Here is a 16,115-nt window from a genome sequence, read left to right as displayed (position 1 = left end):
AAATTTCTAGTCATTCTATGTTAATTAATAAAAGTACCAATATTTCTAAATTTATTAAATCGATGATTCGCTAAAGCTTGTCCATCTAATTTATTTAATTCATTAAGCTGATGAATAAAAGATTGTTTAATTTGTTTTGCTTGAAAAACGATGTCTCTATGAGCGCCACCTTGTGGTTCATTAATAACTTCATCTACCACGTTTAATTCCAGTAAATCTTTTGCAGTAATTTTCATCGTTTCAGCAGCCATTTTTGCTAAAGAGCTATCTTTCCAAAGTAATGCTGCCGCCCCTTCTGGAGAAATAACAGAATAAGTACTATTTTCAAGCATTAATAATTTATTAGTTATACCAATACCAAGCGCACCACCGCTTCCACCTTCACCGATGACAACACCAATCACAGGGACTTTAAGCGAAGCCATCTCAATTAAATTTTTCGCAATTGATTCACTTTGTCCTCGTTCTTCAGCTGCTTTTCCCGGATATGCACCTTTTGTATCAATAAATGTAAAAATAGGACGTTTAAATTTTTCAGCTTGTTTCATTAAGCGTAAAGCTTTACGGTAACCTTCAGGATGAGCCATTCCAAAATTACGATAAATATTATCTTTCGTATCTTTCCCTCGTTGCTGACCTATGATAGTTACCGGTTGATTGTTGAGATATCCTATTCCACCAATCATCGCAGGATCATCTCTAAAATTACGATCTCCATGTAATTCAATGAATGAGTCGAAAATATATGGAATATAATCAAGTGTTGTAGGTCTTTCTTGAAGTCTTGCAATTTGTACTCGATCCCAAGGCTTTAAATTGGTATATATTTTTTTTCTTTCTCTTTCCAAAGAGGCTTCTAACAAATCAATTTCATCTTGTAAGTCGACGTCATTTTTTTCTTGAGATTCCTTCAATGAATTAATCTTTTCTTTAATCTCATATAAAGATTTCTCGAAATCAAGCATTCGTCTTCACCTCTTGATGTAGTTTTAAAATTTCAGAAAGTGTTGCTTTCATGTCTTTTCTATGCACAACTTTATCTAATTGACCATGTTCTAATAAAAACTCAGCAGTTTGGAAATCTTCCGGCAATTTTTCGTTAATTGTTTGTTCTATAACTCTACGTCCAGCAAAACCGATTAAAGCTTTAGGTTCACTTAGGTTAATATCACCCACAGAGGCAAAACTAGCTGATACACCACCAGTAGTAGGATGTGTTAAATATGAAACATATAATAATCCAGCATCAGAATGTCGTTTTAATGATACACTTGTTTTTCCCATTTGCATTAATGAAATAATACCTTCTTGCATTCTGGCACCGCCACTTGCAGAAAATAATACAAATGGTAACCGATGTTCAGTACAATAATCAACAATTCTACAGATTTTTTCCCCTACGACTGAACCCATACTTCCCATTCTAAATCGTGAGTCCATGACTGCAATACCATATTTCACGCCTTCTAATTCTGCTGTACCAGTTACGATGGCTTCATTTAAACCTGTTTTCTTTTGATCTTTTTCGACTTTTTCTTGATAACCAGGAAAATCCAAAGGATTAGAAGATGTCATTTCTTTATCGAATTCTATGAACGAATTTTCATCTGAAATAGCTTCTATTCTTTTGTACGCAGGAAGTGCGATATGATGATCACAATTAAAACATACATTTAAATTTTCAGTTAGTTCTTTTGTATACATTATTTTTTTACAATTAGGACATTTAGTCATGATACCCGCTGGTACGTCATTTTGTTTAGAATCCGGTACCGTTAAATATTTCTTTTTTTTACTGCTTCTATTAAAAAAATCTTTAAACATGCGTAAACCTCCGCATAACTCACTCAATAATTTCGTTATTTTAAATAGTTACTTTTAAATTCGCTTACTTTATTTTAAGTCTGTTAACTTCATTGTTTTATCATATACTTCTTGGAAATCTACTTCAATACATGCAACACCTAATTCTATAGCAGATCGCGTCAAATCTCGTGTCACTCTTTAATTGAAGGGAGTAGATTCAATATCTAAGATATCTCTAAAAACACCTAGAAAAGCTAACCCCTTATTAATTTAATTTGAAAAATAAGGTCGTCTCGTTCCTACTACTTTAGTACTACTTCTTTTGCATCATCAGGTTTGATTTCTGGATTGTATGATCGTATACAAGTTTTGGTTCTTCATAGATTTTTTAAATGATTCTACTACAAAATTATTAATTCTTCTTTATAACCATCAACTAACTATATCATAATTTTTTTGCATATAAAAGTTATATAATTCTGATGTCACTTGGCTTGAACATCTTTATAAACCTTTCGACTTGTTCCATTTCTTTTTGTAAAAATCCTAAAGATTGAGTTTGTTGTTGCTTTTCATTAAATAAAACTACTTCTAAATCGTTATGTGTAGTTTTATCCATTAAAAATGATTTAATATCTTCTAATTGATTGACGTTTCGAATCATTATTTGTTTGGCTTGAGATAATTTGTTATTTTCAAAGTCGTTAATTGTATCAATATTTTGAATGATAATTTGTCTCTTTTGATTTCGTTTTTCAAATTTGCCATGAACGACTAGAATATCATTTTGTTGTTGAATCACTGTCTCATATTGTTTGTACTTATCTGGAAACAAAACACCATCAATAGTGGTTCTACCATCATCTAGAACTAAGAAGGCCATATGTTGTCCAGTTTTTGTTCTTATTTGCTTAAATTGATTAATCTGAACAAGTATAGGTTGATAATCTAAGCTATTCTTAATCGTAAATATACCTAAATATTGTTTGGTATAAAATAATTTTTCAACCGGATGGTTAGAAATATAAAATCCTAAGTATTCTTTTTCATAAGCACTAATGATTTGATCGCTGAATTCCTCTTTATCTTCATATGATTGTTTTGGTGTTAACATATTAAATAAAAATTCATCTTGTTCAACATTCGAAACTTGATCAATAACTTCGTCAATTGTAGATAATAGTGTTGATCTAGTTTTACCAAATGAGTCAAATGCGCCCACACATATTAATGCTTCTAATAATTTTCTAGTTTTAATTCTCTTAGGAATTCTTCTAGTGAAATCAAAGAAGTCTTTATACAATCCATTTTCAAATCGTTCGTCTACTATAGATTTGACACTTTGATATCCGACACCTTTTATTGCACCTAACGATAAATAAATATTTTTTTCTGTCGCTTTGTAAAACCAATGACTTTTATTAATATCTGGAGGTAAAATATTTAAACTTTGTGTTTTAGCTTCTTCTATTATTATTGCCGTTTTTGTTTCATTACCTATAACATTACTGAGAATATTCGCGTAGAAATAATTAGGATAATGCACTTTTAAATAGGCCATGATATATGCAATTTTAGAATAACTCACCGCATGGGCTCTAGGAAAACCATAATCAGCAAACTTTAATATTAGTTCGAAAATACGTTCACTAATTGATGAATCATAATTATTACTTACAGCCCCTTCAATAAAGTGTTGACGTTCACTTTCTAGAATAGCTCTATTTTTTTTACTCATTGCACGTCTTAATATATCTGCTTGACCATAACTAAAATTAGCGAATTGACTAGCAATTTGCATGATTTGCTCTTGATAAATAATGACGCCATATGTCTTCTTTAAAATAGGCTCTAAATCAGGATGTAAGTATTTAATGTCACTTTGACGATGTCTTCTTGATATGTATGTAGGTATTTCTTGCATTGGACCAGGTCTATACAATGATGTTACAGCAACGATATCTTCAAAGTGTTCAGGCTGTAATTCCATCAATACTTTTCTAACACCTTCGGATTCTAATTGAAATATACCTGTAGTGTTTCCTAGAGATAATAATTTAAATACTTTTTGATCATTAAAAGGGATTCGTTCTATATCGATATCAATATCTAAATCTTTTTTTACTTGAGTGATAATTTGATGAATAATTGCTAAATTTCTAAGACCAAGAAAGTCAATTTTTAATAAACCTAATCGTTCCGCTTCAGTCATTGTCCATTGAGTCAATATACCTGTATCTCCCATTGTTAAAGGAGCAAAATGATACAATGGTTTATCATTAATAATTATTCCTGCAGCATGGGTGGATGTATGACGTGGTAAGCCTTCTAGCTTTTTACTAATTTCAAACCATTTTTCATGACGATAACTTTTATGAACAAATGCTTTAAATTTTTCATTTTGGTAGGCTTCTTCTAGTGTAATACCTAATTGATGAGGGATTAAATTCGATATTTCATTTAATGTTTTTTCATCAAAACCAATAATACGGCCTACATCTCTCGCTACAGCTCTTGCTAATAAGTGACCAAAAGTGACGATACCTGATACGTGATATTGACCATACTTTTCTTGTACGTACTGAATCACTTTTTCTCTTTTCGTATCCTCAAAATCGATATCGATGTCTGGCATAGTGACACGTTCTGGATTTAAAAAGCGCTCGAATAATAAATCAAATTTAATTGGATCAATAGTCGTGATACCTAATAAGTAACTAACTAAAGATCCTGCAGATGAACCACGCCCAGGTCCAACCATCACATCATGCGTTTTAGCAAAATGTATTAAGTCGCTCACTATCAAAAAATAATCTTCAAATCCCATATTCGTTATTATTGAATATTCATGATGTAATCGATCAATATATCGCTGATCTTTATCTAATTTAAATTCTTTAAGATGATATTTTAACATTTCTAAAAGATAGGATTTAGCACTTTGTTGATTGGGCGTTTTAAAGTTAGGCAATAGATTTTGATGGTATTGAATTTCTGCGTTACACTTATCAGCTAAAGCCTTTGTATTAGCTATTATTTTTTCAGACAATTGAAGTTCTTTAATATTTTCACTAGTTGGAAAATATTCATGAGCATCCTTGATATCATTTACTAAATCTAATTTTGAATTATTTTTTATTGCTTTTAATGCAGGTATTGTATCTGCATCTTCAGGATTTAAATATCTTGCATTATTAAGAAAGACAATTTTATCGTCTGAAAAATCTAATTGACTTGTGTGATTTATAAATACAGACTCATTATTCTTTAGTGTTTGAATTAATGATTGATGAGACGCATTAGCATCTTTAAAAACAATAGCAAGATGGTAACTATATTTTTGTAGCCATTTTAAGGGTATCGTAGTCTTTTGTTTCATATTAATTGCAGAAGAAAGTTGATACAGAGCATGGAGGCCTTCATTATTCTTTGCAAATAATACTGTTTCAATTGTGCTGATGTCATCAGAAACCATTACAGTCATTCCAAATATTGGCTTAATTCCCTCATTAACACATGCGTCATAAAACTTAGGGAAGCCATATAATACGTTCGTATCTGTAATTGCAAGTGCTTGATATTTATTTGCTTTTGCCTTTGATACGACATCGTTAATTTTTAAACTTGAATATAATAAATCATATGTTGAATGAATATTCAAATGTACAAACATGTATGACTTCCTTTCGTAATTTATAGTTTTTGGCGCAAGGCTTCACCTAAAGTCTCAAATTGTTCCCAATTTTCAACAGAGACTCCAGATGCATTTGGATGTCCTCCACCGCCAAATTGATTAGCTATATCATTAATAGTAATTCCTTTAGAACGTAATCGACATCTAATTTGATCACCTTCATCAACACCAAACATCCATATTTTTAGACCTTTGATATCCGCAACAGTATTAACAAACTGAGATGCTTCATTAGGTGCAATTTGAAATCGGTTTAGGACGTCTTTAGTAATCTTTATTTGACAATATTGATGATTTTCACTTAATTGGAAATTTTGTAAAATATATCCTTGGAATGGCATAAGTTTTGGATCTTTCTCACCCAATTGATTTAATACATCATTATGATTAAATGGAAATTCTAGCAAACGACTAGCAACATTCATAGTATGTGGTGTAGTATTATTAAATAAAAAACGACCTGTGTCTCCGACAATTCCTAAATATAGAACACGTGCGACAGATTCATCGATAATATTAATATCATTAAAATGCGTAATAAAATCAAAAATGATTTCGCTTGTTGAACTTGCATTGGTATCGACATAATTTATTTTGCCATATTGATCAGTAGCAGGATGGTGATCAATTTTAATTAAATCTTTGCCTTGATTAAATCTCTGATCATCGATACGAGGTGCATTTGCTGTGTCGCAAACAATCACTAGAGCGTTTTGATACATATCATCTCTAACTCTGTCTAAATCCCCTATAAATGCTAAAGAAGATTCTGGTTGTCCAACTGCATAAATAGACTTTTCTGGAAATTTACGTTGCAAATAATATTTTAAGCCTAACTGTGAACCATATGCATCTGGATCAGGACGAACGTGTCTATGAATAATAACAGTTTCATATTTATCAATTTCACTCATTATTTTATTAAAAATTTCTACCATTTCTTTTCTCCTTTAATTTCAAAAACTATTTTAAATATCTTCAAACATCTGACATATGATCATTGCATTTGCAACTCTCTCATCTTTACAAGTCATAGTGACCTCTAATTTAGCAAAATTTCTTCCTACATCTAACATGTTATACTTTATATCAAGCGTACTTTCAATTGCGACATTTTTAATATAAATGATATTCAAGCTTTCAATCATAACATCTACTTTTTTATACTTACGTAATTCATGTTTAATTGTTTCTTCAATAATTGCGACACATATTGCTTTACTCAACGTACCATATTGGTTGGTTAAAACTGGTGAAATTTTAACAGAAGTCCCATTATGATTTATTGAGATGTGTTTGGCAATTTGATCGATAATGGTTTCTCCGATTTGAGGTTGTCTTCCAATTAATTGCATTGCTTTTAACACATCATTTCGTGTAATAACACCTATTGCTTTTTTATTTCTTGTTGTGACAGGTAGAATTTCAATTCCTTCCCAAATCATTATATGAGCACAACTCGCTACTGTAGTTGTTAATTCAACATTAATTGGTCGTCTTGTCATGACTTTATTAATCTTAACATCTTCGTTCATATGAATAACTTCTTTACTCGTTACAATTCCCACAAGTTTCCAATCTTTATTTACTACTGGAAAACGAGAGTGTCCTGTAACTTTTGCACGAGCAATATAGTCATCTAAGCCCATTTCATCAAACACTACCGTCATATCATTGATAGGTTTTACGATATCTTCAACAATAAGTATTTCCTTTCTTATCATTTGATTATACATGGCTCTATTAATGATATTAGCTACTAAAAATGTATCATAATTTGAAGAAATAATAGGTAGCTCTTGTTTATTTGCATAATCAATAATATTTTGAGCTGTACTAAATCCACCGGTAATAAGTATACCGCTTCCTCTTTTTAATGCTTCCATCTGAACTTCAGGACGGTTACCTACAATCAATAACGTTTGATTTCCAATATACTTTACTACATCTTTTAGTTCCATAGCTCCTATTGCAAATTTACCAACAGTTTTATTTAAACCATTTTTCCCACCTATGATGTCACCTTCAATAATATTCACAATTTCTTGAAAAGTAAGATGTTCAATTTGTTCACGGCTCTTTTTATCTATCCGAACCGTACCTACTCTATCGATGGTAGTTACAAAGCCAAGTTGACTAGCATCTTTAATTGCTCTATAAGCAGTCCCTTCAGAAACATTCATTACTTTGGCTATTTTTCTAACTGAAATTTTTTGTCCTATATTTAATGATTCTATATAGGATACAATTTGTTCATGTTTAGTCATTTTCAACCCTCTTCATTTTTAGACAATGTCTAATATATTATAACTTTTTTATTTATAAAAATCGATTTGAATGTAACAAAAGTGTCAAAAACTGATATATCGGTATCATTTTGTTTTTAATGTAAATAAATGAAGTTAATTTAAATAATAAAAATATATATTTGATGGAAATATTAAATCACTAATTATATAATTAAATATAAGGAGGGATGACCTATGTATAAAAACATATTACTAGGTGTAGATACTCAATTAAAAAATGACAAAGCATTGAAAGAAATTTCAAAATTAGCTGGCCCAGATACCGTTGTTACAATCATGAATGCGATTGGTGAACAAGACATCCAAGCCTCTATTAAAGGAGGGACTCACATCGAAAAATTGACACATCGTCGTGATCAAGGACTTGAACAAACACGTCATACTTTAGATGATTATGGTATTAATTATGATCAAATTATCGTTCGTGGAAATCCAAAAGATGAATTAGTGAAACATGCAAATAGTGGTAAATATGACATTGTCGTATTAAGTAACCGTAAAGCTGAACAACAAAAGAAATTTGTTTTAGGTAGTGTTAGTCATAAAGTTGCTAAACGTGCTACTATCCCTGTTTTAATAGTTAAATAATTTTAATCTTATAAAAAAGACGGTAAATACTATATTTGCCGTCTTTTCTATATATCATTAAAATGTCACTTCATCACCAGGTTGTAAAATTTGTACTTCTCCCTGAGATACTGCTTCTTTAAATTTCTCTGGATCTTGTTCAATTAATGGGAATGTATTGTAATGAATCGGCACTGAAATTTTAGGTTTAATGAATTCATTTATTGCATAACTTGCATCTTCAATACCCATAGTAAAATTATCACCAATAGGAATAAAACATACATCTACTGGATGACGTTCAGCAATTAATTTCATATCACTAAATAAACCAGTATCTCCTGCATGGTAAATCGTTTTACCTTCTGCTTCAATGATAACGCCCATTGGCATACCCAAATAAACAGGTATTCCATCTTCATTAGTATAACTTGAACTGTGGAAGGCTTGAACAAATTTTACTGTACCGAAATCAAATTTGTATTTACCGCCAATATTCATACCATGTGCGTGTTCAATTCCATGATAAGTGGTTAAATAGCCTTGTACTTCTGCAGAACCAATCACTGTAGCATGGTTGCGATTAGCTAATTCAACTACATCACCAAAATGATCACCATGTCCATGCGTTAAAATAATATAATCCACATCTAATGTCTGCTCATCTAAATCACTTTTATCATTACCAGAAATAAACGGATCAACAATTACTTTTTTACCATTACTTTCAAAATAAATCGTTGATTGTCCATGAAATGAAAGTTTCATATATAGAACCTCCTATATTTTAATACTATTATTATACCCTGATAATTCTATTTATAACTTGAAACACTTTGAATTCATTTCTATTTAGACGTAAAATTAAATTGATTAAACTATAGGAGGATACGTATTATGATTAAAACAGACGAAATTATTGCAACATTAAAAGATAGAAATGCTGATGCAGCATGGATTACTACTCCACTTAATATATTCTACTTCACAGGTTATAGAAGTGAACCTCATGAAAGATTGTTTGCGTTACTTATAACTTCAAATGGTGAATGCACATTATATTGTCCTAAAATGGAAGTTGAAGAAGTTAATCATTCACCTTTTAATGGAAATATTGTTGGCTATTTAGATACTGAGAGTCCTTTCGATTTAGCACCCCATACATTTAATAAATTATTAATTGAAAGTGAACATCTTACTGTTAAACGTCAACGAGAACTTACGAATAACTTTAACGTTAAAACGTATGAAGATATCGATTTAACTATTAAAAAGCTAAGAAATATTAAAGATGAAAATGAAGTTAAAAATATAAAAAAGGCTGCTGAACTTGCAGATAAATGTATAGATATTGGTGTTTCATTTTTATCTGAAGGCGTAACTGAAAGAGAAGTTGTAAATCATATTGAAAATGAAATTAAAAAATATGGCGTCAGTGAAATGAGTTTCGATACAATGGTACTATTTGGTGACCATGCTGCCTCTCCACATGGCACCCCTGGAGATCGAACATTAGTTAAGAATGAATATGTATTATTTGATTTAGGTGTAGTCTATAATCATTATTGTAGTGACATGACAAGAACTATAAAATTTGGTGAACCAAGTAAAGAAGCAAGAACGATTTATGATATTGTATTAAAAGCTGAACAAAGTGCTATTGAAGCAATTAAACCAGGTATCCCTTTACAAAATATTGATAAAATTGCTAGAGACATTATTTCAGAAGCGGGTTACGGTGATTTCTTCCCTCATCGATTGGGACATGGACTCGGTTTAGAAGAACATGAATATCAAGATGTATCAAGTACAAATACAAATTTACTTGAAGCAGGTATGGTGATTACAATTGAACCTGGCATTTATGTGCCTAATGTCGCTGGCGTCAGAATTGAAGATGATATTTTAGTCACTGATACTGGGTTTGAAGTACTTACACATTATAATAAGTAATTTAAAAGTTACATCTCTCTTTTATATCAAAAAAGCGGAATAGGCACTCATAAAGAATGCTATTCCGCTTTTTATTGAATTAATTTAGATTATTTTTTTAATGCATCTTCAATAGATGTATAAGTTAAATCAAAGGCTTCTGCAACACCTTTATTAGTTACATAACCTTTATACGTATTTAAACCTAATGAAAGAGGCTGATTTGCTTTAAATGCCTCTTTATAACCTTTATTAGCAAGTAACTGTGCATAAGGTAAAGTAGCATTATTAAGAGCAATAGTAGAAGTACGTGGAACTGCACCAGGCATATTCGCTACTGCATAATGTACAACGCCATGTTTAACATAAGTTGGATTATCATGTGTCGTGATTTTATCAGTAGTTTCAAAGATACCACCTTGGTCAATAGCAATGTCAACTACTACCGAACCGTCTTTCATTTGTTTAATCATATCTTCAGTAACTAAACTTGGTGCTTTCGCTCCAGGAATTAATACTGCACCAATAACTAAGTCACTTTCTTTAACTGCATTTTCAATATTAAGTGGGTTAGACATTATTGTATTAACACGACCGTCAAACAAATCTTCTAATTCCGCTAAACGTTTAGGATTCACATCTAAAATAGTTACATCTGCACCTAATCCTAAAGCAATTTTAGCAGCATTTGTACCTGCTTGACCGCCACCAATAATGGTAACTTTACCTTTTGGTACACCTGGCACGCCACCAAGTAGAATACCCATTCCACCGTTAATTTTTTGTAAAAATTCTGCACCAATTTGAGCTGACATACGTCCTGCAACTTCACTCATTGGAGTTAATAAAGGTAAAGAACGATCTGATAATTGAACTGTTTCGTAGGCAATACTAACTACTTTATTATCAACTAATGCTTGAGTAAGTTTTTCCTCATTAGCAAGATGTAAGTATGTGAATAAGATAAGACCTTCTCTGAAATATTTATATTCTTCTTCTAATGGTTCTTTCACTTTAATCACCATGTCTACATCCCAAGTTGTTTTTGCATCATCAACTATTTCTGCACCAGCTTGTTTATAATCTTCGTCTTCAAAATATGAACCAGAACCTGCGTTTGTTTCAACAAGTACTGTATGTCCTTGTTCAACTAATGCATGTATACCACTTGGTGATAAACCTACTCTATTTTCATTATTTTTTATTTCTTTTGGAATACCGATTTTCATTCCATACACCTCCACTCCTTATGGTAACGCTAAATTAATGAAAGCGCAATCATCGAAAATACACAATGTCCACATAATTGTTGAATTATAAATATTAAATATTCAGAAATTTATGTTAAAATTGAATTAAGAAAAGTTAAGGGGGAATTAAGATGTTAACCTATAAAAACATTTTAATCGCAGTTGATGGGTCACATGAAGCAGAATGGGCTTTCAACAAAGCTTTAGACGTTGCTAAACGTAATGATGCTCAATTAACTATTGTTAATATTATCGATTCAAGAACTTACTCTTCTTATGAAGTGTACGATGCTCAATTCACAGAAAAATCTAAAGGTTTTTCTGATGAACTTTTAAAAGGCTATAAAGAAGTTGCTTCACGTGCTGGTGTTACAAATGTAGAAACTCGTCTAGAATTTGGCTCACCTAAAGCGATTATACCTAAAAAGTTAGCAAATGAATTAGGTGTCGACTTAATAATGTGTGGTACTTCAGGATTAAATGCAGTAGAACGATTTATCGTTGGTTCTGTTTCAGAAGCAATCGTTCGTCATGCACCATGTGACGTACTTGTCGTGCGTACTGAAGAAATTCCAGATGATTTCCAACCTGAAGTTGCAACTCCTGAATTTAGAAAACAATTTTCTTAATAAAGTAATGTATTTAAATAAAGAGGTCTGAGACATAAGGAAATGTCTCAGACCTCTTTATTATGTTAGAGATACATCACCAAGGTGGAACAACAAATCCAACATGAATCTTATCCTATTCCCTTGTTATGTTCTAAAAAACGATGAGATAAATTTAATCTCATCGTTTTATATATATATCTTATAGTTCACCGAATTTTACTGTGTCTCTTGCAATCATGACTTCTTCATTAGTTGGAACAACAATTACTTTAACTGGAGAGTGTGGGTAATTTATGAAAGCTTCTTCACCATGAGTAGATTCATTTTTCTTAGGATCCCAATAAACACCCATAAACTCTAAGCCTTCTAAAATTTTAGCACGTATTGGTGATGAATTTTCACCGACACCTGCTGTGAAGACAATAACATCAACACCATGCATTCTTGCAGCATAAGAACCAATGTATTTGTGAATTCTAGAAGCAAAAATATCTAAAGCAAGTTCAGCTCGTTCATCGCCATTTGCAGCTTCACCTAATAAATCACGTAAATCACTTGAAGTACCAGAGATACCTAATAATCCAGATTCTTTGTTTAAAACTGTTAAAACTTCATCAGCAGTTTTACCTGTTTTTTCCATAATAAATGGAATTAAAGCTGGGTCAATATCTCCTGAACGTGTACCCATTGTTACACCTGCTAATGGAGTGAAGCCCATTGATGTATCGATAGATTTCCCACCATCAATTGCAGCAATTGACGCACCATTACCAATATGACAAGAAATAATACGTAATTCTTCAATAGGTTTTTCTAAAATGTCAGCCGCACGTCGTGATACATATTTATGGCTTGTACCATGGAAACCGTATTTACGAATACCAAAATCTTTGTAATAGTTATACGGTAAACTATACAAATAAGAACTTTCTGGCATAGTTTGATGGAATGAAGTATCAAACACTACAACATGTGGAATATTAGGTAATAACTTTCTAAAGGCACGAACTCCCATTAAGTTTGCTGGATTATGTAATGGTGCTAATTCACTTAATGACTCAATTTTTTCTTCTACTTCATCAGTGACTAAAGCAGATTTAGGGAATAATTCTCCACCATGCACAACACGATGCCCTGTACCAGCAATATCATTAATATCATTAATAATACCATGTTTTTTGAAGCTATCTAACATGATATTAATTGCCTCTTCATGATCTTTAATATCTTTAACTCTTTTTACTTTTTCACCATTTACTTCAATAGTAAATATTGAATCTTTAATACCAATACGTTCAATTAAGCCCTTTGTAACTAATTCTTCTTCAGGCATTCTGATAAGTTGGAACTTTAAAGAAGAACTTCCCGCATTAATCGCTAAAACTAATTTAGACATGATTCATTGTCCTCCAATTTATATATTAAATATCCATATCTATTTAACCACTAATACAGAAGTAATTCAAGAATATCACAGTTTATTTTTGTGAATGATTTGCGTCCATCCATTCATTTAATTCGTTAATAAAACCATGGAATTGATTAGGATTTTTAAAATCCGGAATATTAGCTAATAACACTTCTATTGGCTTAGTTTCATTTGCTTTTTTCTTTTGTAATATTAAAATTGATTTACGTGCATTTTCATTTTTAAACAATGTTTTAGAAAGGTTTAAAAATGCTTGCATTTCAGTTTCTGTAGTAATAAAATTTTGTAACTGTTTCACATGTTCATCTTCAAAAATATTACTAGGTACTACTAAAAAAGCATAGCCACTTTGTTTTAAAGCATAGACGGCTTGTTCGATAAGTAAAAAGTGTGAATAACTATGACCTTCTTCAAATCCAAGTTTCATTTCTTTACTACGTTCATCTAAAGGATAATATCCAATAGGAAAATCTCCAACAACAACATCAGCTTCCTCCAATGGTAATGGCATAATCGCATCTTGAGGATACACATCGAATGGTATTTCTAAAAAATTCGCTAGATGCACACTCACTCTCGATAAAACGGGATCTACTTCAATTAAGTGATGCATAACTTCGCTATCTTTTAATACTTCATTCACTGTAGCGCTTAAATGACCAGCCCCACTTGCAATATCAACAATCTGTAATTCTTTATTATTTTCTGTGAATTTTTGTACTAAAAAACCTAAAATTAAACCAATAGAATCTGGTGTAATTTGATGATTTGCCTGAATATTTTCTTCTTGTAATAAGCTTAAGTAAGCAAATTGAAATGCTTTTCGACGATCTTGAAGCGTAGCTTGTTCTAATAAGGTACGTTGATTACGATATACATCTTCCATTGCTAAGCCTAAATTTTCTATAAAGCTTTGTCCATTTTCTTCATTTAATGACTTAGCTTTATCATCTAAAGTTCGGAATAGTCTTTCCATAATAGTTTGTTCTTCTGCCATATTTAATTCCTTTCCAATAAAAAAATGTCCATAATGCAAATGTCTTAAAACGAAATCATTCATTTTAAAATACATATGGACAATATTAGTATTATATCTTTAATTTAATCGTTTAGTAGTAACTTAAATATTACGATATGCTTCTAAAGCAGCCTCAAAATTTGGAAAATCAGTACCTTCTTGAACTAATTCTTTATAAACTACACGATTGTTTTCATCTAATACGAAAACAGAACGAGCTAATAATCTCATTTCTTTCATAACAACACCATAATGTTCACCAAATGATAAATCTTTATGGTCACTTAACGTAATTACATTTTCTAGACCATTTGATGCACACCATCTTTTTTGAGCGAAAGGTAAATCCGCTGAAATTGTAAGTACTACACCATTTTCTTGAGAAGCCTCTTCATTAAATTTTCGAGTTTGTTGATCACATACACCAGTATCAATAGAAGGAACGACACTAATCAGTTTCTTTTGTCCTTTAAAATCATCTAATGTAACTTCATTTAAATTATTATCCAAAACTTTAAAATTAGGAGCCTCATCTCCTTTTGAAACCTCAGTTCCTTCTAAATGTATAGGGTTATTTTTAAAAGTAATCTCTGTCATATTGTATGACCTCCCATTAGTTATTTAAATTATAGTTTAATGATACGATAGTATTTAAACTTATTTCAATCATTTAAAACGCTAACTACTATTTTAATTTGAAATAATTTGCATGATATAATCCAAGGTATTTTTTAAAATAAGTAAAATGGTGACAATTATAAATAAAATTTTAACGTATCCTACACCTTTTTTGATTGCAAAATGTGCACCAGTATACGACCCAATCACCATACTGGCCGCCATAATTAATCCATATACTATATTTACTTGGCCAAGAATAATAAATAATATTAATGCACCAACGTTTGAAGCAAAGTTTAATACTTTTGCATTTCCAGCTGCACTTAAAAAATCAAATCCAAACATTAATAATACAAATAACATAAATGATCCAGTACCACCGCCTAAGAATCCATCATAAAATCCAATTAAAAGCAGGAGTGATATAAAGGCAATCGCTTTACTAATAGTAAATTTAGAAAACGTTCTGACATTACCCCAATCGTTCTTAAAAATGGTGTAAATTAAAACAAGTGTCAATATGACTATAACGAGTGGTTTCAAAACTTCTGATGGTAAGAAAGTTGCTAAACTTGCTCCACCAACTGCAAATATAAATACAAACGGAAATAGTCTAAATACTATTTTTGTATCAACATTTCCAGACTTTAAAAATTTGATTGCACTCGTTAATGAACCAAACGCACTTGCTAATTTATTTGTACCTAATGCTAATGATGGCGGCATTCCTATAGCTAAGAGTGCAGGAATTGATATTAAACCACCGCCACCCACAACGGCATCTATAAATGCTGCCAAGAAACCAAAACTAATAATAATGAAAATAATATGAAAACTTAATTCTATAACGTCCACCCACCTATTAAATCACTTTAATA

14 protein-coding genes are annotated in these 16,115 nt (G+C 31.2%); 3 read left to right on the top strand and 11 right to left on the bottom strand.

The genetic code is table 11. The annotated features are described in order from the left end of the window. Positions 1 to 20: 20 nt before the first annotated feature. The 5 genes from HMPREF3046_RS00530 to HMPREF3046_RS00510 all read right to left on the bottom strand — a co-directional run bounded on the left by HMPREF3046_RS00530 (position 21) and on the right by HMPREF3046_RS00510 (position 7,767). On the bottom strand, positions 21 to 965 hold the full coding sequence (locus HMPREF3046_RS00530; protein WP_070715547.1) for an acetyl-CoA carboxylase carboxyltransferase subunit alpha: 945 nt from the start codon (positions 963 to 965) through the stop codon (positions 21 to 23). Further along, on the bottom strand, positions 958 to 1,824 hold the full coding sequence (gene accD / locus HMPREF3046_RS00525) for an acetyl-CoA carboxylase, carboxyltransferase subunit beta (RefSeq protein WP_070715544.1): 867 nt from the start codon (positions 1,822 to 1,824) through the stop codon (positions 958 to 960). Before accD ends, HMPREF3046_RS00530 begins: the two co-directional genes overlap by 8 nt. A gap of 451 nt (positions 1,825 to 2,275) precedes the next feature. Further along, positions 2,276 to 5,479, bottom strand: a complete 3,204-nt coding sequence (locus tag HMPREF3046_RS00520) for a DNA polymerase III subunit alpha (RefSeq protein ID WP_070715542.1) — start codon at positions 5,477 to 5,479, stop codon at positions 2,276 to 2,278. Between the two features lie 20 nt (positions 5,480 to 5,499). Further along, a complete protein-coding gene (locus HMPREF3046_RS00515; RefSeq protein WP_070715539.1) occupies positions 5,500 to 6,438 on the bottom strand; it encodes a DHH family phosphoesterase in 939 nt (312 codons plus the stop codon). A 30-nt stretch (positions 6,439 to 6,468) separates the two neighbouring features. Beyond that, positions 6,469 to 7,767, bottom strand: a complete 1,299-nt coding sequence (locus tag HMPREF3046_RS00510) for a DRTGG domain-containing protein (RefSeq protein WP_070715537.1) — start codon at positions 7,765 to 7,767, stop codon at positions 6,469 to 6,471. A gap of 216 nt (positions 7,768 to 7,983) precedes the next feature. On the opposite strand from HMPREF3046_RS00510, the gene HMPREF3046_RS00505 reads away from it, so the two are divergent. Then, entirely contained in the window at positions 7,984 to 8,397 is a 414-nt protein-coding gene (locus HMPREF3046_RS00505; RefSeq protein ID WP_070715535.1) for a universal stress protein, read from the top strand. A 57-nt stretch (positions 8,398 to 8,454) separates the two neighbouring features. Here the strand turns inward: HMPREF3046_RS00505 and HMPREF3046_RS00500 are convergent, their stop codons facing one another. Next, positions 8,455 to 9,144 (bottom strand): metal-dependent hydrolase, encoded by a 690-nt coding sequence (locus HMPREF3046_RS00500; RefSeq protein WP_070715533.1) that lies wholly within the window; start codon positions 9,142 to 9,144, stop codon positions 8,455 to 8,457. Between the two features lie 129 nt (positions 9,145 to 9,273). Here HMPREF3046_RS00500 and HMPREF3046_RS00495 point away from each other — a divergent pair, with 129 nt between their 5' ends. Then, a complete protein-coding gene (locus HMPREF3046_RS00495; RefSeq protein ID WP_070715532.1) occupies positions 9,274 to 10,329 on the top strand; it encodes a M24 family metallopeptidase in 1,056 nt (351 codons plus the stop codon). Positions 10,330 to 10,418: 89 nt separating this feature from the next. Here HMPREF3046_RS00495 and ald read toward each other — a convergent pair whose 3' ends face one another. Next, the gene (ald, locus tag HMPREF3046_RS00490) at positions 10,419 to 11,537 is read right to left on the bottom strand and encodes an alanine dehydrogenase (RefSeq protein ID WP_070715530.1); all 1,119 of its coding nucleotides are present in this window, start codon (positions 11,535 to 11,537) and stop codon (positions 10,419 to 10,421) included. A gap of 152 nt (positions 11,538 to 11,689) precedes the next feature. On the opposite strand from ald, the gene HMPREF3046_RS00485 reads away from it, so the two are divergent. Beyond that, complete coding sequence (locus HMPREF3046_RS00485; RefSeq protein ID WP_002448964.1) at positions 11,690 to 12,187, top strand: universal stress protein; 498 nt, start codon at positions 11,690 to 11,692, stop codon at positions 12,185 to 12,187. Positions 12,188 to 12,368: 181 nt separating this feature from the next. Here the strand turns inward: HMPREF3046_RS00485 and HMPREF3046_RS00480 are convergent, their stop codons facing one another. The 4 genes from HMPREF3046_RS00480 to HMPREF3046_RS00465 all read right to left on the bottom strand — a co-directional run bounded on the left by HMPREF3046_RS00480 (position 12,369) and on the right by HMPREF3046_RS00465 (position 16,092). Continuing rightward, positions 12,369 to 13,565, bottom strand: coding sequence for an acetate kinase (locus tag HMPREF3046_RS00480; protein WP_070715529.1), 1,197 nt, complete (start codon positions 13,563 to 13,565; stop codon positions 12,369 to 12,371). Between the two features lie 82 nt (positions 13,566 to 13,647). Continuing rightward, positions 13,648 to 14,595: a class I SAM-dependent methyltransferase gene (locus HMPREF3046_RS00475; RefSeq protein WP_070715527.1), complete on the bottom strand. Its 948-nt coding sequence runs from the start codon at positions 14,593 to 14,595 to the stop codon at positions 13,648 to 13,650. Positions 14,596 to 14,718: 123 nt separating this feature from the next. Next, positions 14,719 to 15,213, bottom strand: a complete 495-nt coding sequence (gene tpx, locus HMPREF3046_RS00470; protein WP_070715524.1) for a thiol peroxidase — start codon at positions 15,211 to 15,213, stop codon at positions 14,719 to 14,721. Between the two features lie 93 nt (positions 15,214 to 15,306). Beyond that, a complete protein-coding gene (locus HMPREF3046_RS00465) occupies positions 15,307 to 16,092 on the bottom strand; it encodes a sulfite exporter TauE/SafE family protein (RefSeq protein ID WP_083316349.1) in 786 nt (261 codons plus the stop codon). Positions 16,093 to 16,115: the final 23 nt, after the last annotated feature.

Source organism: Staphylococcus sp. HMSC070D05, assembly GCF_001815595.1.
Classification (GTDB): Bacteria; Bacillota; Bacilli; order Staphylococcales; family Staphylococcaceae; genus Staphylococcus; species Staphylococcus hominis.
This window is presented reverse-complemented; position numbering and strand designations above follow the sequence as displayed.